This is a genomic window from Ruegeria sp. AG1 (assembly GCF_056541705.1).
On the sequence record NZ_JBQFYU010000007.1, the window covers coordinates 163,130 to 183,059 of the forward strand.

Consider the following 19,930-nt stretch of genomic DNA (forward strand, 5'->3'; position numbering starts at 1 on the left):
TATTCACACATTTTTCCGCGTGTCGTGACGCTAACAATGTAGATGTCAAACTTTCTGCATCCAGCGCCGAATTGTTCTCTGGTCGGGAGCCGGACCATCGTATTCGTCGAGCGCCAAGGAGATCAGATTCGCAACCGACAGGTTGGGCCGTCGGCGGCGCACCCCTTCGACCAACGTCAAGATCGTTTCGCGGTCGGTGTCGCTATATGTGGATCGACGGGATTTCTGTGCCGCCTTGGCGTTGCGCTTGCTGACGGCTTCCGCTTCGTCGTTCTTCTGGGCCAAGGCCGCTTTCAGCGCCATCTCATAGAGCTTGAATTCAGCGCTGTCGCGTTCGTGTGGCGCAAAGCTGCCTACTTTGATGGCCAGCCAATCTGCGCTGTCTACGGACTTAGGTGGCATCGTGCAGGCTTTCCGGCTTCAGCTGGGTGTAGCGGCGCAGCATGTTCCAGTCGCGGTGGCCGGACACTAGGCTGACCTGTTCAATGGCGAAGCCCGCTTCGAACAAGCATGAAACTCCGTGATGCCGCAGGTCATGAAATCTCAGGTCTTCGATCTCGCAAGAGGCAACGGCGCGGGTGAAAGACGTGCTAATCGTTGCCGGATCGAATGGAAATATCCGGGGTTCCTCGCGCGGCATGCTCTGGATCAACGCCAAGGGGTCTATGGTCTCGCCGTCGATACGGCAGGGGCCAGTCAAGAGCGGCACGGTCTGGTCATTGCCGATCTTGGCACGCGGGTGTTTTCGGTCACGGATTGTGATGACCTTGGCCTCGACATCAAGGTCATCCCAACGCAATCGGGTGATCTCGCTCATCCGCATCGCGGTGGCGGCAGCGAACTGAACGATCTTCCACATCGGAATGCCACGGCGTCGTCTCGCCCAGAAATCCCGCAGCGCGATGAGTTCGGCGTCTGTGGGCCGCCTGTCGCGTTCCTTGGGCCGTCCGACGCGCCCAGAAGCACCCAGTATCTTGCGGGCGCTGCTGTACGTCGCCAGAGCCCCTTCGACCGGTATCTCGGCCAAGGGACCGCCTGTGCTGAGCAGGGTGTGGATATAGGACAGGTCTTGGCCGATGGTGGCTGGTCCTGCACCTTCAGCGGCGCGCTGACGGGCGAATTCGCGGAAGCGCGCAACGGTCATGCCTGAGATCGGAACGCGGCCCAGCAGTTCGGATATGTGGCTGATCGCACCCAGTTTGGAGCGGCTGGATTGTTCGCCGAATTCGTCCATGTAGGCAGAGATCACGTCATTGAAGATTGACCCGTCAGTGGTGTTGACCTGAGCGCTGCCACGCTTGTCGATCTGCGCCTCTTGCTGCCGCGCCCAGCGTGTTGCATCGGTTTTCTTCGGGAAGGTCTTAGATCGACGATTGCCGCCGATATTGACCTGAGCAGTCCAGCCGCCGCCCTTGCGACTTTGGTATATTGATGCCATGTCTCTGTCCGTCCTTTAATCGGGATGTGCGTCGGGCAGATGTGTGCAAACGGAAGCCCGGCGCGTTTGCAATCTGGTATCAAGTTTGCACAGTGTTTGCAAATACAACGCAAGTCAGTGCAATCGATACTACATTGAGCGCAAACGAGACGCGTATGAACTTGGGTTAACTGTATGGCAGATAACAAAAAATATAAGGTTATCAAGGCGGCACGTTTATCGGTTGCACCTATGATGGATTGGACCGACCGCCATTGCCGGTTTTTGCATCGGCTGCTGAGTGAGCAGACGCTGCTTTACACCGAGATGGTAACCGCGCCCGCGCTGGTGCGTGGTGGAGCGTTGCATCTGTTGGATTATAGCCCGCAGGAACATCCTGTTGCTCTGCAGTTAGGTGGCTCGGATCCAGAAGAGCTGGCGCAGGCCGCGCGGCTTGGAGCTGAGGCCGGGTATGATGAGATCAACCTGAATTGCGGCTGCCCCTCGGACCGGGTGCAATCGGGCACGTTTGGGGCTGTATTGATGAAAGACCCTGCGCGGATCGCCGACTGCGTTGCCGCCATGGGGGAGGCTGTTTCGGTCGATGTGACCGTCAAATGCCGAATTGGCGTGGACGATCAGGAACCGCGCGACGTGCTGCCGGACTTTCTGGACAAGATACAGCAGGCTGGGTGCCGACGGGTGACGATCCACGCGCGCAAGGCGTGGCTGCAGGGCCTCAGCCCGAAAGAGAACCGCGATATCCCTCCACTGGACTATGACCTCGTTCATCAGATGAAGGCCGATTTCGCGGATCTCCACATCTCGATCAATGGCGGCATCACCTCGTTGGACGAGGCGCAGACGCATCTAGAGGCCGGGCTGGACGGGGTGATGATTGGACGGGCGGCCTATCATCAGCCTTCTGACATCCTCTCTGAAGCGGATATGCGAATTTACCAGAGCGGCAACGCTCGGGACCCGATCGAGGTGGCCCGGCAAATGGTGCCCTATATCGAGCAGCACCTTGTCAACGGAGGGCGTTTGCACCAGATCACGCGGCATATGCTCGGCCTCTTTGCCGGTCGCCCCGGCGCACGGGCCTGGCGGCGCGCGCTGTCGGAAGGGGCGGTGCGGGATGCGGCAGGGCCCGAAGTGATGCTGAAGGCGCTCGATCACGTGGCGCCTCTGGCCGAGGTTTGAACGAATGAAGCCCGGTCTCTGACCGGTTTGGGGGGAAGATGCCCGAGACGATGTTGCTGGCCCAGATGCTGGGCCTTTTGCTTGTAATTGGCGCACTTGCGGGCGTTCTGGCGGGGCTGCTTGGCGTTGGCGGAGGCATCGTGCTTGTGCCCGCGTTTTTCTATGCGTTCCAAACGCTTGGATATGGTGGGCCGCAGTTGATGCAGCTGTGTCTGGCGACCTCGCTGGCGACGATCATCGTAACTTCGATCCGGTCGGTGCTGGCCCACAACAAGAAGGGCGCCGTGGATTGGCAGATCCTGCGTGGATGGGGGCCGGGTATTGTCGTGGGGGCGATTATTGGCGTGCTGGTCGCCTCGGCCCTGCGGACAGAGGCCCTGCAGGCCCTGTTCGGCGTTTTGGGCATGGTGATTGGTGCGTATCTGGGTTTTGGCCGTTCGGAATGGCGCTTGGGGGATGTGATGCCCACGGGAATCAAACGTGCGGTTTTGTCCCCATCCGTAGGCTTCCTGTCGGTACTTATGGGAATCGGTGGTGGCAGTTTCGGCGTCCCTCTCATGAGCCTATACAACACGCCCATCCACCGCGCCGTGGCAACGGCCGCAGGGTTCGGAGTGATCATCGCCGTGCCGTCGGTGCTGGGCTTTCTGTTTCTGGAGATCGCCCCTGAACACAGGCCTCCGCTGACGATCGGGGCCGTGAATCTGGTGGCCTTCGGGATAGTAGTCGCGATGACGATGATCACCGCCCCGTGGGGCGTTAAACTCGCTCATGCGATGGACCCGAAGCCGCTCAAGAGGGTCTTTGCACTGTTCCTGACACTGGTCGCTTTGAACATGCTGCGGAAGGCTTTGGGATGGTAGAGGATTTCTGGGAAAAGGGCTGGGTCAAATTCCCGTTTGATCCGGCTCTCGCGGAATGGGTTGGGCAGGTTTTGCCCGCCGCTCGGCAGTCGGTCACCGCCCCTGAACATGCCGAATGGCTGGATTGTGAAGGCACGTGGTTCATTGGCGTCGACGCCTTGCCCAATGATGAATTGGGGCAGGTTGGGTCGTCAATACCGCTTTCCGGGATGGCTATGGATTTCATCGCTTCGCATCTGGGCAGCTTGCCGCTGCATCCGGGGCAAGTGTCGATCATCTATCCGGGGTATCCCCGCCCTCGGAAGGGCGAGAGCGAGGCCGCCGGGCGCTACAGGCGCAACCGTGACGCGGCGCATGTGGATGGGTTGCGACCAATGGGTCCCGACCGTCGCCGCCGTGTGGATGAACCGCACGCTTGGATTTTGGGCATTCCCCTGTCGGATGCCAGCCCCGATGCCTCGCCCATGGTGTTGTGGGATGGCAGCCATATCCCCATGGGCAAAGCCTTCAAGGCCGCTTTTGCGGATCAGTCCCAGACCGATCTGAGCCAGGTCGACATTACAGACATTTATCAGACGACCCGTCGTGAGGTGTTCGAGACCTGCCCAAGGATCGAATTGCCTGCCAAACCAGGCGAGGCCTATCTGCTGCACCGCCATTGCCTTCACGGAGTCGCGCCATGGCCAGATGGGGCGACCGCCGGGCCGGATGGACGGATGATTGCCTATTTCCGCCCCGAATGCGCCAACGGCGTCGCGGAATGGATTGAAACACGCTGATGTCTCGTGAGGGAAACGGTTCCCTCGAATTACCCCAGCAGACCACGCCCACATCTGCCCGTTTCGCAACTTGTAGGCTTCAAAACCCGACCTGTCACGAAAAATGACGTAGGGTCACTTTGCGATAAGTTTATTGATTGCTGAGTCAATGAATATACAACGGAAGGCGTTTTCTTCGTCGTTCCGGCTGAAAACTCTTTAGCCAGACCGTGCCGCTGCGGGTCGCCACTCACTCACGGAACCGGCTTTCGCCTCGCTATTTTTCGAGGCGTGCGTCCGGCCCGCAGCAGGCACACTTAATTGATTGGTTCTTAATGTCTTTCAAAAGCTTTCTACGACGCTTTTCCAAGCTGCGAGATCACGCGCAACCCGTGACTGTCGACACCACGATGGAACGGCCTGCAAAACATCCAAGAACCAGCCGGTCCGAATACTCAGACCTGTTCAAGGATGAACTCGCGACCCGACAAGAGGGCAGGTGTGGCAAATCAAAGGAAGAAACAAGCCCGGTGGACTGAGCGGTTAGCTTTTCAGGCGGGCCGAACGACCGCCGCGCCGTTTGGCAAGGCGTGGCTTGCGGGCGGGCAGAGCCTCCATGATTTCGGCGCGTTCGCTGCTGTCCATACGTGACCAGCGCGCGATCTCATCAAGGGTGCGGTAACAGCCGGTGCAAATCTGCTCTGTCGGGTGGACAACACAGATTCGTACACAGGGGCTTTCGACCTCATCGCGCTGCCAAACCATGTTCGTCATTCGTGGTCTCCGACCCATTACAAAAAGCGCAGCCTGTCCAGCGCTCCCTGCAAGATATACCCTGCTGCAACGTGATCAATAACCTGTCCGCGACGTTTTCGTGTCGTATCCGCCTCTAAAAGTGCCTTTTCTGCCGCAACTGTGCTCAGACGCTCGTCCCAGAAGCCGATGGGGCAGTCGGTCAGGCGGGTCAAGTTCCGGGCAAAAGCGCGAGTGGATTGGCAACGGGGGCCTTCGGTACCGTCCATGTTTTTCGGCAGCCCGAGGATGACGCCGCCGATCTCACGATCCTTAATCAGCTCAAGCAGGCGTGCGGAATCGAGGGTGAATTTCTTGCGGCGCACGGTCTCCAGAGGGCTGGCCACCCCGCGCATCCGGTCCGAGACCGCCACGCCGATGGTCTTTTCACCCAGATCCAGCCCCATAAGCGCCGTCATCGGCGATAGGGAAGCGGCGAAACCCTCAAACTCATCATGGATCATTGGGCGATTCCGGCTTGCAGGGCGGCTGCATCGATCATCTCAAGCGCCTCGGGGTTGTCGGCAAAGAGGATCTCGGCTTCGTCGCGGATATCTATTGCACGCTGGGCCTGACCCAAAACGCCAAGCGCCGCGATCAGGCGCGCCCAGTCCTGAGGAGGACCGCCTTCAGTCGCCAGACGATCAGACAGACGGTCAACCATGCCTTGGATCATCTCTTGCCGTTCTTCCGGGGTCATCTCGGCTGCTGCGGCGATATCGTCCTGACTTGGGCCGGGCTGGCCCAATGAGCTGGGGTCGGGGCCGTTGAAAACCCCTGCGCGGAAGGCAAGTTCATCCAACTGCGCGCGAATGGCATCACCCCAGGGTGCGTCTGCCGGCGCATCCTGCGCGGTGTCGACCCAGACACGATAGGCGAGGTCGGGACGTCCGGTCTGGGCCAGCATCTGCCCCCAGTAATACCGCGTCGGGCCGTGTCGGGGATCACGCTCAAGCGCGGCGGCCAGAACTTGCTCGGCTTCGGGCGAGACATAACCGCCTGCCGAAAGGATCATCTTTTCGGCCAGATCCGAGTAATCATCGGCTGTTGCAGCCTGACCCGAAAGCTCAATAACGCGTTGCTGCGCGGCATAAGCGGCCTTGAAGTTGCCCGCATTGGCTTCGTGCTGTGTCAGCAGGATATGCCCTTGCAGGTCATTCGGCCGGGCCGCCACTGTGTCGCGCAATTGCTGGAGTAGCGTTGCATAGCTTTCTTCGAGTTGTCGCGGTTGCGGCGGGGTGGCGAGGGCTTCGGCTGCTTCCTGCGCCGGGCGGTTCGACCGGACCTCCTCGGCCAGTGCCAGCCGTGCGGTCAGAGGTTGGTCGGGCAGGCCGACGGCACCGGTTCGACTATACATCGCCAGCGCGCCGCCGATCACGATCAGCATTACGATTGCGATGCTGACAACGGAAACCCCGCGCGATGGGCCCGAGGCCACCCGGTCGCCCTGCATCTGGGCGTCCGCTGCCAGAATGCGGCGTGAGATCTCGGTGCGGACCCTTTCGGCATCGGCTTCGCCAATGACACCACGGGCCAGATCACGGTCAACACCGGCCAGTTGTTCGCGGTAGACGCGCAGATCGTAGGCTGCGGTTGGTTCGTCCGCGCGGCGGCCGCGCAAAAGCGTGTAGCCGAGGAACCCTGCGACCAGCAGCGCGATCAGACATGAAATGACCCAGAACGTCATGCTCTCTCCTGAAATTCTGCCCTGACTTAGACCTGCGGGCCGCCTAAAAAAAGGGACAAATGGCCGCGAATGTGCCACATGTCGCAATAGTGCTATATTGCGGCGTTGACCGGCGTGGATATACCCGGTCGACGCGGCATACCTGCGCCAATCACCGAACCGGATGGATTCGCTTATGAAACACTATTCAGCCTTTGCTGTCGCGCGCGAAGCGTTGCGCTATCACACCGGATGGGAGCGCGCATGGCGCTCGCCTGAGCCGAAGAAAAAATACGACGTCATCATCGTCGGTGCCGGGGGGCATGGTCTGGCGACCGCCTACTACCTTGGTAAGAACTACGGCATCCAGAATGTCGCCATCATCGAAAAAGGATGGCTGGGCGGCGGGAACACGGGCCGGAACACGACCATCATCCGGTCGAACTACCTGCAGGATCCTTCGGCGGCGCTCTATGAAAAGGCGCGGGGCCTCTATGAAGACCTGAGTCAGGACCTGAACTATAACATCATGTTCAGCCCGCGCGGCGTGATCATGCTGGCGCAGACCCAGCACGAAATTCGCGGCTATCAGCGCACCGCGCATGCCAACGCGCTGCAGGGTGTTCAGACCGAGTGGATCGGGCCCGAACGCGTGAAAGAGCTGGTGCCGATCATCAATCTGGATGGTCCGCGCTATCCTGTTCTGGGTGGTCTCTGGCAGGAACGCGGCGGCACTGCCCGTCACGATGCGGTGGCGTGGGGCTACGCGCGCGCCTGTTCAGCCATGGGTATGGACATCATTCAGAAATGCGAAGTCACCGGCGTACGCTCGGACAATGGCCGCGTTGTTGGCGTTGATACAACCAAGGGCGCGATCGACTGCGACAAGCTGGGGATCGTTGTTGCGGGCCATTCCGGTCAGTTGGCCGAAATGGCGGGCTTCCGCTTGCCACTGGAAGCCGTTGCTCTGCAGGCCCTGGTGTCCGAGCCGATCAAGCCCTGCATGGACGTGGTCGTGATGGCCAACACTGTTCACGGCTACATGTCGCAGTCCGACAAGGGCGAGATGGTGATCGGCGGCGGTACCGACGGGTTCAACAACTTCACCCAGCGCGGCAGCTTCCATCACATCGAGGAAACCGTCCGCGCATTGGTCGAGACCTTCCCGATGATCTCGCGCCTGAAAATGCTGCGCCAGTGGGGCGGGATTGTGGATATGACCGGCGACCGGTCTCCGATCCTGTCGAAGACACCGCTTCAGGGCTGTTTCATCAATGCAGGTTGGGGAACCGGTGGCTTCAAGGCCATTCCGGGCTCGGGCTGGGGTATGGCACAGCTTATGGCGACAGGTCATTCACCACTGACCGAGGCCTTCTCGATGGACCGCTTCAAAGAGGGCCGCTTCATCGACGAAAGCGTCGCCGCCGGGGTGGCTCACTAAGGGCGCTGCCCGAAGTGGCCACAACACAGAATTCTGGTCGGCCCGTGTGCCGACCAACCGAGAAAAGGATGACCATATGCTGATCCTGAATTGCCCCTATTGCGGCGTTGATGCCGAAGAAACTGAATTGGCCGCTGGCGGCGAAGCGCATCTGAAGCGCTATGGCCCCGGCTCGTCGGATGATGAATTCCACGACTACCTGTTTATGCGTGAGAACCCAAAAGGCGTTCATTTCGAACGTTGGCGCCACGCAAATGGCTGTGGCAAGTGGTTCCACGCGGCGCGCTGCACCAACACGCTTGAGGTGTTCGGCACATATCCGGCCCAGACCACCGAGCCACCGCAAGAAATCAAGGACGCCATCACCGCCAAGCGTCCCGGCTGGACGTGGAGAGAGTTTAAATGATCCGCCCAGCCATCCGTAATTCCGCCTGCGAAAGGTCCGCAACATGAGCACCCGTCTCGCAAATCAAGGCCGGCTGATTGACCGGTCGAAACAGGTTACCTTTACCTTCAATGGCACCTCGATGCAGGGCTATGAAGGCGATACTCTTGCCTCTGCCCTACTGGCCAATGACCAGATGATGATGGGCCGGTCGTTCAAATACCACCGTCCACGCGGCGTCGTCGCCAGTGGCGCAGAAGAGCCGAACGCTCTTGTCGGTCTGGGCGAAGGCAACCGGTTCGAACCGAACCAGCGCGCCACCACAACCGAGCTGTTCAACGGTCTGACATCCGTGTCGCAGAACCACTGGCCGAACCTAGAGTTCGACATCGGGTCGATCAACACCCATCTGTCGCGCTTCCTGCCGGCGGGCTTCTACTACAAGATGTTCATCCATCCGAAGCCATTCTGGAAACACGTCTACGAGCCGTTCATCCGTCAGTCCGCCGGTTTGGGAAAAGCACCCGACAAGGACAACCGTGACGCAGACACCTATGAGCATTTCTACCACTTCACCGATGTACTGGTGATCGGTGGCGGTGTTGCCGGTCTGCAGGCGGCCAAAACGGCAGCTCAATCCGGTGCCAAGGTCATGCTGATCGAGCAGACCGCGCATTGGGGCGGTCGTGCTCCGGTTGATGGCGGCACGATTGACGGTGAGCCTGTGGATAAGTTCGTGGAACAATTAGTTTCTGAACTCGAAACAATGGACAACGTCGTCCTGCGCAATCGCTGCATGGGGGCAGGGGTCTATGACCACGGTTACGTACTGGGTTACGAGCGCCTCACGGACCACACTCCGGGCGTGCAAGGGCCCCGTCACCGCCTGTGGCGCATCCGTGCCAAACAGGTTGTCACAGCAACCGGCGCGATTGAGCGTCCGCTGTCTTTCGCGGGCAACGATGTTCCGGGTGTCATGCTGGCCTCGGCTATGCGGGATTATGTGGTGAACTGGGGCGTGACCCCCGGCGACCGCGTGATCGTTGCGACCAACAATGACGACGCCTATCGCACTGCAATTGCCCTCAAGAAAGCTGGTGTGGATGTTCTACGCGTGGTCGATACCCGCGCAAGCGCCGGACCTCTGGCGGAAGAGGCACGCCAACTGGGCATCCGTGTCGATCCCGGCAAGGCCATCGCCAAGGTCAAAGGTGGCAAGCGCGTCAAGAAAGTTGCGCTGTGCAACCAGGAAGGCATCGGTGGTGCGCGGGAAGAGGTCGAATGCGATGCAGTCGCCATGTCGGGCGGCTGGTCTCCGGTTGTTCACATGTGGTCGCATTGCGGCGGCAAGCTAATCTGGGATGAAGCAAACGCCCACTTCCGTCCTGACCCTGAACGTCCTCCGCTGGGTGCAGACGGTGAAGGCTTCGTGATCGCCGCGGGTTCGTCCAATGGTCCGTTGGCTCTCGGCGACGTTCTGACCGACGCGGATGCCGCAGGTAAAGCAGCGGCGAAGGCGGCCGGTTACAAAGCAAAACGCACGAAGGCTCCTACGGGCGAAACGACGACCGAGGCTCCGATGGCGGCTGTTTGGCTGATGCCTGCGAATGCGGACATCCAGCTGCGCATGAAATCGTGGTTGGACTTCCAGAACGACGTGAAGGTCTCGGACGTTCAGCTGGCTGCACTCGAAGGTTATGAAAGCGTCGAACACACCAAGCGTTACACCACGCTGGGTATGGCGACCGATCAGGGTAAGTTGAGCAACATCAACGGCTTGGCGATCCTTGCTGATGCGCTGGATTCCGAGATTCCGAAGGTCGGCACCACGACGTTCCGTCCGCCCTACACGCCGATCTCTCTGGCGTCGATCGGCGGTGAAGCCCGTGGTGAGGTATTCCAGCCGATCCGTCAGACCCCGATGCACAACTGGCACGACCAGAACGGTGCAGACTGGGAGCCGGTCGGCCATTGGCGCCGGACCTATGCCTATGTCCGTCCCGGTGAATCCGTGCATGACGCGGTCAATCGCGAGGTGAAGAACACCCGCGAAAACCTCGGCCTGCTGGACGCCTCGACGCTGGGTAAGCTGATCGTCAAGGGCCCCGATGCGGGCAAGTTCCTGGACATGCTGTACACCAACATGATGTCCACGCTGAAGGTCGGCAAATGTCGCTATGGCCTGATGTGTTCCGAGAACGGATTCCTGATCGACGACGGTGTTGTTGCCCGCATCGACGAGGACACATGGCTGTGCCACACCACCACCGGCGGTGCCGAGCGTATCCATGGTCACATGGAAGAATGGTTGCAGACCGAATGGTGGGACTGGAAAGTCTACGTCGCCAACGTAACCGAGCAGTACGCTCAGGTCGCCGTAGTTGGCCCCAACGCCCGCAAGGTGCTGGAGAAGCTGAACGCGCAAGCCGGCGGCGGCATGGATGTCTCGAAAGAGGCGCTGCCCTTCATGGAATGGCGTGACGGCAAGATCGGCGCGTTCGACGCGCGGGCCTACCGCATCTCGTTCTCGGGTGAGCTGTCCTATGAGATCGCGGTCCCTGCAAGCCAGGGCCAGGCGTTCTGGGATGCTCTGTTCGACGCGGGCAAAGAGTTCGGCGTGATGCCTTACGGCACCGAATGTCTGCACATCCTGCGGGCCGAGAAGGGCTTTATCATGATCGGCGACGAGACCGACGGCACCGTGATCCCGCAGGATCTGGGGCTGCACTGGGCGCTGTCCAAGAAGAAAGAGGACTACCTCGGGAAACGCGCCCATTCGCGGACCCATATGGCAGACCCGGAGCGTTGGAAACTGGTCGGTCTGGAGACTGTGGATGGATCGGTTTTGCCAGACGGTGCCTATGCAGTGGGCGAGGGCGTCAATGCCAACGGTCAGCGCAACATGATCGGGCGTGTCACCTCGACCTATTACTCGGCCAATCTGGACAAAGGCATCGCCATGGGTCTGATCAAGCACGGTCCTGACCGCATGGGCGAGATTGTCGAGTTCCCGGGAACCGATGGCAAAACCTACAAAGCCAAGATCGTCGAGCCGATCTTCTACGACAAGGACGGGGAGAAGCAGAATGTCTGAACCCATCAGCGCACTGAACCACGCCAGCTATGACGGCATCGCCAAAGTGGCCGAGGTCGGCCTGCAGGGCATGATCACCCTGCGCGGTGATCTGTCCGATAAGGTGCTTGCCAAGGCGGTCAAGGATGCAACCGGGCAGAAAATGCCCGGTCAGCGTGAGGCTCTGGTCGATGGCGATACCGGCGTATGCTGGATGTCCACCGATGAGCTGCTGGTGCTTGTGCCCTATGCCGAGGTCGAGGCCAAACTGGCCGCGATGACCAACGCGCTTGGCGGAACGCATGCGTTGGCCGTCAACGTCTCGGACGCCCGTGCGGTGTTCACAGTCTCGGGCAGCAACGCGCGTGAAGTTCTGGGCAAGGTTGCTCCGGTCGATCTGTCGCCTGCTGCTTTCCAGCCCGGTCAAATCCGCCGGTCACGTCTGGCTCAGGTGGCTGGTGCCTTCTGGATGGACGACGCCGAGACCCTGCGCATTGTCTGCTTCCGTTCGGCAGCTGACTATGTGTTCAAACTGCTCAAGGTTGCGGCGCAGCCGGGCAGTGAGGTCGGGGTTTACTAAAGACCCGACGACTGATGTCAAAAAAGGCTCCGGTTTTTGGCCGGAGCCTTTTGCGTTCTGACTTTGCAATTACCAGCTAAGAGTGATCAGAGGCTCTAACAGCGACTGCTTCAATCATGCAAAAGGATCGTTTGATAGCGATTGAGCGCCGTGGGTTCCAATAGCGCCTGCGCCGTCACCTGCTGCCCGTTTTCGTCGAACACATGGTTATAGAACCTTAGGCTTTCTAGCAGGCTTTTCATACGGGAGCGTCGGTCTGCCTCTTCCAGAAGCGGCGCATGAAGGGACAGAAACAGGGCGGGACGTTTCTGTTTCAGCCAGTCCACAAGCGTGGGCAGAACAAAGAACTCGGCTCCTTCGATATCCATTTTCACCAGCGAGACCTGGCTTAAATCCTGGACAGCCTGGAACTGCTCCCATGCGATTGTCAAAGCATCCGTTCCATGCGCCGCGTCATGTAAAAGGGAACTGGTGGAATCGCCTGGCTCTCCTCGGGTTGAGGCCATGCGGGCCACTCCGAACTGATCCGACAGAGCGACCCCGAAGGCCGAGACATTGCGGATATCGTTCAGGTCCAGATTCCAGGCCAGATGACGAAACGCGGTCGGATCGGGTTCAAAACAATACACATGGCGGGCTTTGCGCGCACCGTAAAGGACAGTCGGCCCTATCCATGCGCCAATATCCAGATAGTCGTTTTCCGGGGACAGGAACTGATCGAGAACGGCGAAGGTCTCAGGCTCCCAATCTCCGGCCGAGGCTTTGCGCCAGAATTTTGAATGGTAGGGATCCAGTCGGAACGCCTGACCATTCATGTTCCCTGCATAGTATCCGCGGGCGCGGTAAAACATCTTGCGCGCCTGTGTCAGCATCGCGGACCTCCGGGTTTTATTGTCTCGCCCCTTGACCTGCGGCGGTTGCCAAAGCATTTAACCGTTGGGAACCGCAACTTTTATTTTACAGGGGGCCGACATGGCTTTTGAACTTCCTGATCTTCCTTATGCACATGACGCGCTGGCAGCCAAGGGCATGTCCGCCGAAACGCTGGAATATCACCACGACCTGCACCACAAAGCCTATGTCGACAACGGCAACAAGCTGATCGCCGGCACCGAGTGGGACGGCAAGTCGCTGGAAGAGATCATCGTAGGGACCTATGACGCAAACGCCGTCGCGCAGAACGGTATCTTCAACAACATCAGCCAGCTGTGGAACCACAACCAGTTCTGGGAGATGATGGGCCCCGGCGAAAGCGCGATGCCTGGTGAGCTTGAAAAAGCGCTGACCGAAAGCTTCGGCTCGGTTGACGAGTTCAAGTCGCAGTTCAGCGCGGCTGGCGCTGGTCAGTTCGGCTCGGGTTGGGCGTGGCTGGTCAAAAACGCAGACGGCTCGCTGGCCGTGACCAAAACCGAAAACGGCGTGAACCCGCTGTGCTTTGGTCAGACCGCTCTGCTGGGTTGCGACGTGTGGGAGCATTCCTACTACATCGACTTCCGCAACAAGCGTCCGGCTTACCTGTCGAACTTCCTCGACAACCTGGTGAACTGGGAAAACGTCGCATCGCGCATGTGATCTGAGAGTCCCGTTTGGGCACAAGGGCCTGCTGGCGGAGACGCTGGCAGGCCTTTTTCATTGGCATAGTTTTTATGTGGCGCGGTTGGTTAATCCGCGCAGCAAACCTTGCGGGACCGCCTCAACCGTGACAGTCCTGCTGTAACCAACTGGCAAACCGCCATTTTGACGATTGGACCTCAAGCTTGCGTGGAAACCACCTCTTCGATCACGCGATTCTTCTGGCGGGCGTTGCCTTGATGTGCGGGCCGGTCTGCCTGCTGCTTTGGCAGTTGCTCACAGCCCTTGATGTGCGCGAGTTATGGGCCTTGGTTCAGCGGGTCTGGCATGGTGGCCTCAGCAGCGCTGGCATTGGGGCAGGGGCGATGATGTGGAATTCGCTGGTACTGGCCCTTGGCGTTGCCATCTTGAAAAGCGTGATGTCGATGATGGCCGCCTATGCGCTGGTGTTCTTCCGACTGCCCTGCAGCGGGTTGATCTACAGCGTGATCCTGATCGCGATGTTCTTTCCGATCGAGACCCGGATCTTGCCGACCTTCGCCGTCGCCAGTGATCTTGGGCTGCTCAATTCCTACGCGGGGATGATCCTGCCGATTACGGCCAGCGGGCTGGGCGTGCTGGTGTTCCGCCAATACATGCGCCAGATCCCCAATGAGGTGATGGAGGCTGCCCAGATGGACGGCGCCGGACCGCTGCGTGTACTGTTTGATATCGTTGTCCCACTGTCTCTGCCGATGATCGCGGCTGTATTCGCGATCCTGTTTGTGCTGGGGTGGAACCAGTATGTCTGGCCGATCATGATCACCACCACCAGTCAGGACCATGACACCTTGGTGCGCGGCATGGCCTATTCAGGCTTTGGCGGCACGGCGGGTATGGTTCTGGCCCTTTTGGCGCTGCTGCCGCCGGCTGTTGTCGTGATTGGGCTGCAGCGATGGTTGATGCGTGGTCTGACCGCAGGCATCCACTAGGTCCGCAATCTGCTCAAACATGAAGCGCAGGTGAAAACTTGCCGATAGGTCAAGTTTCGGTATGAGACGGGATTGTACCGGGTCTGCCAGCGCTTAAGTAAATAGAGCGGAGGGAGAGAACCGCACTCATTGGAAGCACAGGCAAACAACGCGCCGGAACGCTATGGCCGCGACACAAAGAACTTGTGCCCAATACATGAGGGATAGCCATGGAAACCACTACGGGAGAGCATAATGGCTGCACTTGAACAGGGAACCTGGGTTGTTATCGCGGATGGGGAAAAGGCGCTGTTCGTCGAGAACATCACCGATGCCGAAGACCCCAATCTGGTTGTCGTTTCGGTTGAGGGGCAAGAGGCCCAAGACCGCCCCACTGACAGGGCCGGTCGACGGTCTGATCCGGGACCGAACCAGAAATCAGCAGTTGAGGAACCAGACTGGAAATCCCATGCGAAATCGCTGTTCGTGCAGGACCTTGCCAATCTTCTGAACCGCAAAGGGCTGAAAGGCAAATTCCAAAGGCTTGTTTTGGTAGCCAGCCCGCATGTTCTGGGCCTGCTTCGGCGCAGGCTGCATAGTGAGGTGCTGGCCAAAGTCGTGGCCGAGGTAGACAAAACCCTGACCAACCATCCGCTTCACAAGGTCGAACAGGTGCTGAAACAGCGCCTTCGCCCTGCGCCACGTCTGGCGTGAATGAAAACGGGCGGCTTCGGCCGCCCACATATTTGCCTACCGCAAAGCGGCGATGGCCGCGTCGGCATCCTCGACCCAAGTCACGAAACTTGAAAGAGATTGATCGGCAAAGCCCTGTTCGATCACCTGTTCCAGAAGGGCGCGGAGCTTATCCCAGTAGCCCCCCACATTTACCACCACAATCGGCTTTTCATGCAAGCCCAACTGCCGCCATGTCAGGGCCTCGAACAACTCATCCAGTGATCCCGGCCCTCCGGGCAGCACCACGACGGCATCCGCATTCATGATCATGACTTTCTTGCGCTCGTGCATCGTCTCAGTGATCACGTAATGCGTCAGGTCGCTTTTGCCGACCTCGCGCTGGACCAGATGCACTGGGATAACACCGAAGGTCTCGCCTCCGGCAGATTGCGTGGCGCGCGCAACTTCCCCCATCAGACCCACATCTCCGGCCCCGTAAACCAGCCGCCAGCCCTCCTTCGCCAGCGCGGCTCCCAACTGTTTGGCGGCGTCAGAATAGGCGGGATTGGTTCCATTGCGTGACCCGCAATACACACAGACGGATTTCTGGGACATGACAGGTGCGCTCCGGGCTTGTTTCAGACGTTTTGACCCCTGATAGCGAGATTGATAGGTTGGCTCAACTGTCCGCCGGAACACGAGTCACTCACATTAGTTTCGCGGCGGAATGAAAGGGAAAGAATGAACGGCACATCGGGAAGCGGAAGCTCGGGCAGCTTCATCTGGGGGCTGCTTGTCGGCCTTGTGGCAATTCTTGCGGCCGGTGGTCTGTATTTGTCCGGCGTGTTTTCAAGCGGCTCGGAACCTGTGCAGGAACAGGTTGAGGTTGCAGAGGAAACTCCTGTGCCTGAGGTTGCGCCCGAAGAAGAGGCCTCGCAGGACCCCGCACCCGCGCCAAAGGAGGCTGTCACCGAGGCCGAGGCTGAAGAACCCGCCGCAGAAGACCCCGAAGCCCGGCCCGAAGAGGTCGCGGTTGAAGCCGCTCCCACGGCTCCTCCGGCTTTGGATCAGATTTTCGTTTCGCCGGACGGCAGCGCGTTGCTGTCGGGTGAGGCAGAGCCGGGCAGCGACATTGACGTGGTGCTGAACGGTGAGGTTGTGCATCAGTTTTCCGTCGATGAGACGGGCCAGTTCGCCGAATTTGTTGCGGTCCCGTTCAGTGATGATCCACGCGGCCTCGTTCTGCAATCAACGGATGGGGATGAAACCGTTCGATCCGACGACTATCTGATTGCAGCCCTGCCAGAACCCGCCCCCGAGGAGCCAGCGCCAACGGTTGAGGAAACGTCCTCGGAACCGGAAGTTGCTGAAGATCCCGAGCCTGAGGCGGAAGATACGACTGTGGCAAATGTTGAGCCCGAGCAGTCGACGGAAACCGCAGACGCGGGTACCGAAGCCGCGGACGCCGGTACGGAAACTGCAGACGCGGGTACGGAAGCCGAGGACGCCGGCACGGAAACTCCAGACGCGGGTACGGAAGCCGAGAACACCAGTACAGAAATTGCAGATACCGGTTCCGAAACCCAGAACACTGGTGCGGATACAGAAGAGGCCGTTACTGAGGCTGAATCGACCTCGGAAGAAGCAACTGAAACCCCTGCTGAAAGCCAACAGGTTGCCATCCTGCGTTCAGGCGAGGATGGGGTAGAGTTGGTGCAATCCCCGTCCGAAGAGAACTCCGCGCCCCAGCAGGTTGAGCTGGACACAATCGGCTATTCAGACACCGGCGAAGTGCAACTGACTGGCCGTCTTAAAGAAGGGTCGGCTGTACGGATATACCTCAACAACCGTCTGGTGGCGGATGTGACCCCGCAACAGAATGGAAACTGGCGAGGTGACCTCGAGGGGATCGACCCCGGCGTTTACACCCTGCGAGTGGACGAGGTGCATTCCGACGGCACAGTCCTCAGCCGGGTTGAAACCCCTTTCAAACGTGAGCCCGTCGAGGTGTTGCAGGCGGCAGAGGCGCAGACCTCGGAACAACCGCAGGAAACCCCTGCACCGATACGGTCGGTCACGGTTCAGGCGGGCGACACCCTGTGGGCCATCTCGCGTGAGCGTTTCGGAGACGGCGTGTTGTATGTCCGCCTGTTCGACGCTAACCGCGAACTGATCCGCGACCCGGACCTGATTTTCCCGGGGCAGGTGTTCACCATTCCTGAATAAGCTCAGGCTCTGGCTTTTCTCGGGCCGGGGTCCATATTGCACTTCACACTAGGCAGGTAATGCGACGTATGCCCCCCATGACATCGGACGAATTGGCCGGAATTGACGAACGCCGTTCTGGCTGGCGGACGATCCGCAAGGTTGCGCCTTATATGTGGCCTGATGATGAGCCATGGGTGAAGCGTCGCGTTGTGATTGCCATGGCGATGCTGGTGTTGGCCAAGCTGATCGCCGTCTATACGCCGATCCTATACAAGGGCGCAGTGGACGGTCTGGCGGGCGAGGGCGTGCCCCCGCTGGCCCTTGGCGCTGTTGGGTTGACTGTGGCCTATGGTGTCGCCCGGATGATGACCGTGGGCTTTCAACAATTGCGCGATGCAGCCTTTGCCCCCGTTGGCCAACGGGCCTTACGTGCGCTCGCGTTAGAGACTTTTCAGCATATCCACCAACTGTCCATGCGCTATCACGTTGGACGCCGGACCGGTGGCCTAAGCCGGATCATTGAGCGTGGGGTCAAGGGCGTCGAGTTCCTTCTTCGGTTCCTGCTGTTTTCCATCGGGCCGCTGGTTCTGGAGCTGCTGCTTGTCGCGATCATTCTGATGTGGTTGTTCGATGTCTGGTATCTGGTCGTCGTGGCCGTCACCATTGCGCTCTATATCTGGTTCACCTTTGCCGTCACCGAATGGCGCGTGAAGCTTCGGCGCGAGATGAACGATCAGGATACCGAGGCGAACCAACGCGCCATCGACAGCCTGCTGAATTTCGAAACCGTCAAGTATTTCAACGCCGAACAGCGTGAAGCGAACCGCTATGACGTGTCGATGAAAGCCTATGCAGGGGCGGCCTTGAAAACCGCTTATTCGCTGGCCTTCCTGAATTTCGGGCAGTCCTTCCTGATCACCTGCGGCCTAATCGGGGTGATGGTCCTGGCGGCAATCGGGGTCCAGAACGGCACGCTCACCGTTGGTGATTTCGTCATGGTGAATGCCTACATGATTCAGATCACCGTGCCGCTGAACTTCCTGGGCACCGTGTATCGCGAGATCCGGCAGGCGCTGGTCGATATGGGTCAGATGTTCGACCTGCTGGAGCAGCCCGCCGAAGTGAAAGACAAGCCGGACGCCCCGGACCTGAAGGTCAATGGAGGCGAGGTGACCCTCCAGGATGTGCGCTTCGGCTATGACCCGGAGCGCGAGATCCTCAAAGGGGTGTCGCTGTCGGTGCCTGCTGGACAGACCGTTGCGATTGTGGGCGCGACGGGGTCCGGGAAATCCACCATCGGGCGCTTGTTGTTCCGGTTCTACGACGTGACTGGCGGGGCGTTGAAAATTGATGGTCAGGACGTACGGGATGTGCGTCAGACCAGTCTGCATGCGGCCATTGGCGTTGTGCCGCAGGACACGGTGCTGTTCAACGACACCATCCGCTACAACATTGCCTATGGCCGTGACGGCGCAACGCAGGACGATGTGGAAGAGGCCGCGCGCGCAGCACAAATCCATGATTTCATCGCGTCTCTGCCCGAAGGGTATGACACCAAGGTGGGTGAGCGTGGGCTCAAGCTGTCAGGCGGAGAAAAGCAGCGTGTCGGCATCGCTCGGACGCTGCTCAAGAACCCGCCTATTCTGTTGCTGGATGAAGCTACCTCGGCCCTCGACACCGATACTGAGCAGGAGATCAAGGATGCTCTGGCCCGTGCAGGAGAAGGGCGGACCGTGATCACCATCGCGCACCGTCTGAGCACGATTGCCGAGGCCGACCAGATTGTGGTTCTGGAAAGCGGTGAGATCATCGAGCAGGGCACCCATGATGCGCTATTGGCGCGCGAAGGTCGCTACGCCCAATTGTGGAGCCGCCAGCAGGCCGACACACAGGCTGCCTGAGAATTTCTGTTTGACGCGACTCGTCCACTGGTTGAAACCCCAAGTAGCGCATTATCGCGTCAGGTTTGGTTTTGCCATCGAACAGGAAAGAGCAAAGAATGAAGAAAATCGTCGCATCCTTGACACTCGGTTTGACGCTCGCAGCATCTGCCGCGTCAGCCGAAGATCTGGAGTTTATGCTGGTCAATGAAACCAGTGCGGATCTGGTCGAATTCAATGTCTCCCCGGCCTCATCCGGCAGCTGGGAGGGTAACCTTCTGCAGGGAGGATACCTCGCGCCAGACTATGAGATCGATGTGTTGATCGCGGATGGGCTTGTGACCTGCGTCTATGATATTCGCGGCGTGTTTGATGACGGCAGCGCGGTTGAGGACTACGACCTGGACCTGTGCGATCTGGGCGAATACGCATTCTCGGAATAGAAAACGTTTGAAGAAACAAAAATG

Annotated in this window: 20 protein-coding genes; 13 read left to right on the forward strand and 7 right to left on the reverse strand. The window is 59.4% G+C overall.

All coding sequences use genetic code 11. The features are described 5' to 3' along the window. Positions 1–45: 45 nt before the first annotated feature. Together ACR0B5_RS12545 and ACR0B5_RS12550 are read right to left on the reverse strand one after the other, a co-directional pair. A complete protein-coding gene (locus ACR0B5_RS12545; RefSeq protein ID WP_480540822.1) occupies positions 46–402 on the reverse strand; it encodes a hypothetical protein in 357 nt (118 codons plus the stop codon). Next, the gene (locus ACR0B5_RS12550) at positions 392–1,438 is read right to left on the reverse strand and encodes a tyrosine-type recombinase/integrase (RefSeq protein ID WP_480540824.1); all 1,047 of its coding nucleotides are present in this window, start codon (positions 1,436–1,438) and stop codon (positions 392–394) included. Before ACR0B5_RS12550 ends, ACR0B5_RS12545 begins: the two co-directional genes overlap by 11 nt. A gap of 174 nt (positions 1,439–1,612) precedes the next feature. Here ACR0B5_RS12550 and dusA point away from each other — a divergent pair, with 174 nt between their 5' ends. The 3 genes from dusA to ACR0B5_RS12565 are packed head-to-tail and all read left to right on the forward strand — an operon-like array spanning position 1,613 to position 4,262. After that, complete coding sequence (gene dusA / locus ACR0B5_RS12555) at positions 1,613–2,620, forward strand: tRNA dihydrouridine(20/20a) synthase DusA (protein WP_480540825.1); 1,008 nt, start codon at positions 1,613–1,615, stop codon at positions 2,618–2,620. 38 nt (positions 2,621–2,658) lie between these two features. Then, entirely contained in the window at positions 2,659–3,483 is an 825-nt protein-coding gene (locus ACR0B5_RS12560; protein WP_480540827.1) for a sulfite exporter TauE/SafE family protein, read from the forward strand. Beyond that, positions 3,477–4,262, forward strand: a complete 786-nt coding sequence (locus tag ACR0B5_RS12565; protein ID WP_480540829.1) for a hypothetical protein — start codon at positions 3,477–3,479, stop codon at positions 4,260–4,262. The genes ACR0B5_RS12560 and ACR0B5_RS12565 overlap by 7 nt, the downstream gene beginning before the upstream one ends. Positions 4,263–4,784: 522 nt before the next feature. On the opposite strand, the gene ACR0B5_RS12570 is transcribed toward ACR0B5_RS12565, so the two are convergent. Genes ACR0B5_RS12570 through ccmI form a run of 3 tightly spaced genes read right to left on the reverse strand, consistent with a single transcriptional unit; the run spans position 4,785 to position 6,720 of the window. Beyond that, on the reverse strand, positions 4,785–5,015 hold the full coding sequence (locus tag ACR0B5_RS12570) for a DUF1289 domain-containing protein (RefSeq protein WP_170374099.1): 231 nt from the start codon (positions 5,013–5,015) through the stop codon (positions 4,785–4,787). 17 nt (positions 5,016–5,032) lie between these two features. Beyond that, a complete protein-coding gene (gene ruvX, locus ACR0B5_RS12575; RefSeq protein ID WP_480540831.1) occupies positions 5,033–5,497 on the reverse strand; it encodes a Holliday junction resolvase RuvX in 465 nt (154 codons plus the stop codon). Next, complete coding sequence (ccmI, locus tag ACR0B5_RS12580) at positions 5,494–6,720, reverse strand: c-type cytochrome biogenesis protein CcmI (RefSeq protein ID WP_480540833.1); 1,227 nt, start codon at positions 6,718–6,720, stop codon at positions 5,494–5,496. Before ccmI ends, ruvX begins: the two co-directional genes overlap by 4 nt. Before the next feature lie 175 nt (positions 6,721–6,895). Here ccmI and ACR0B5_RS12585 point away from each other — a divergent pair, with 175 nt between their 5' ends. The 4 genes from ACR0B5_RS12585 to ACR0B5_RS12600 all read left to right on the forward strand — a co-directional run bounded on the left by ACR0B5_RS12585 (position 6,896) and on the right by ACR0B5_RS12600 (position 12,178). After that, on the forward strand, positions 6,896–8,140 hold the full coding sequence (locus ACR0B5_RS12585) for a sarcosine oxidase subunit beta family protein (protein WP_170666423.1): 1,245 nt from the start codon (positions 6,896–6,898) through the stop codon (positions 8,138–8,140). A gap of 76 nt (positions 8,141–8,216) precedes the next feature. Then, complete coding sequence (locus tag ACR0B5_RS12590) at positions 8,217–8,546, forward strand: sarcosine oxidase subunit delta (protein WP_419739951.1); 330 nt, start codon at positions 8,217–8,219, stop codon at positions 8,544–8,546. Positions 8,547–8,589: 43 nt separating this feature from the next. Beyond that, positions 8,590–11,619, forward strand: a complete 3,030-nt coding sequence (locus tag ACR0B5_RS12595; RefSeq protein WP_480540835.1) for a sarcosine oxidase subunit alpha family protein — start codon at positions 8,590–8,592, stop codon at positions 11,617–11,619. After that, a complete protein-coding gene (locus ACR0B5_RS12600) occupies positions 11,612–12,178 on the forward strand; it encodes a sarcosine oxidase subunit gamma family protein (protein ID WP_170707949.1) in 567 nt (188 codons plus the stop codon). Before ACR0B5_RS12595 ends, ACR0B5_RS12600 begins: the two co-directional genes overlap by 8 nt. A 110-nt stretch (positions 12,179–12,288) precedes the next feature. Here the strand turns inward: ACR0B5_RS12600 and ACR0B5_RS12605 are convergent, their stop codons facing one another. After that, positions 12,289–13,050, reverse strand: coding sequence for an FkbM family methyltransferase (locus ACR0B5_RS12605; protein WP_480540837.1), 762 nt, complete (start codon positions 13,048–13,050; stop codon positions 12,289–12,291). Between the two features lie 100 nt (positions 13,051–13,150). Between ACR0B5_RS12605 and ACR0B5_RS12610 the strand changes: the two genes are divergently transcribed. From ACR0B5_RS12610 to ACR0B5_RS12620, 3 genes are all read left to right on the forward strand, one after another. Further along, positions 13,151–13,750, forward strand: coding sequence for a superoxide dismutase (locus tag ACR0B5_RS12610; RefSeq protein ID WP_170374091.1), 600 nt, complete (start codon positions 13,151–13,153; stop codon positions 13,748–13,750). 185 nt (positions 13,751–13,935) lie between these two features. Continuing rightward, the gene (locus tag ACR0B5_RS12615; protein WP_480540839.1) at positions 13,936–14,721 is read left to right on the forward strand and encodes an ABC transporter permease subunit; all 786 of its coding nucleotides are present in this window, start codon (positions 13,936–13,938) and stop codon (positions 14,719–14,721) included. Positions 14,722–14,955: 234 nt separating this feature from the next. Next, positions 14,956–15,414 carry a baeRF12 domain-containing protein gene (locus tag ACR0B5_RS12620; protein WP_480540841.1) on the forward strand — a complete coding sequence of 153 codons (459 nt, stop codon included), beginning with the start codon at positions 14,956–14,958 and terminating at the stop codon, positions 15,412–15,414. 36 nt (positions 15,415–15,450) lie between these two features. On the opposite strand, the gene ACR0B5_RS12625 is transcribed toward ACR0B5_RS12620, so the two are convergent. Then, entirely contained in the window at positions 15,451–15,990 is a 540-nt protein-coding gene (locus tag ACR0B5_RS12625; protein ID WP_480540843.1) for an LOG family protein, read from the reverse strand. A 126-nt stretch (positions 15,991–16,116) separates the two neighbouring features. Between ACR0B5_RS12625 and ACR0B5_RS12630 the strand changes: the two genes are divergently transcribed. The 3 genes from ACR0B5_RS12630 to ACR0B5_RS12640 all read left to right on the forward strand — a co-directional run bounded on the left by ACR0B5_RS12630 (position 16,117) and on the right by ACR0B5_RS12640 (position 19,906). Then, positions 16,117–17,601, forward strand: coding sequence for a LysM peptidoglycan-binding domain-containing protein (locus ACR0B5_RS12630; RefSeq protein ID WP_480540845.1), 1,485 nt, complete (start codon positions 16,117–16,119; stop codon positions 17,599–17,601). A 77-nt stretch (positions 17,602–17,678) separates the two neighbouring features. Next, positions 17,679–19,484 carry an ABCB family ABC transporter ATP-binding protein/permease gene (locus ACR0B5_RS12635; protein WP_480540847.1) on the forward strand — a complete coding sequence of 602 codons (1,806 nt, stop codon included), beginning with the start codon at positions 17,679–17,681 and terminating at the stop codon, positions 19,482–19,484. Between the two features lie 98 nt (positions 19,485–19,582). Further along, a complete protein-coding gene (locus tag ACR0B5_RS12640; RefSeq protein WP_170766967.1) occupies positions 19,583–19,906 on the forward strand; it encodes a hypothetical protein in 324 nt (107 codons plus the stop codon). Positions 19,907–19,930: the final 24 nt, after the last annotated feature.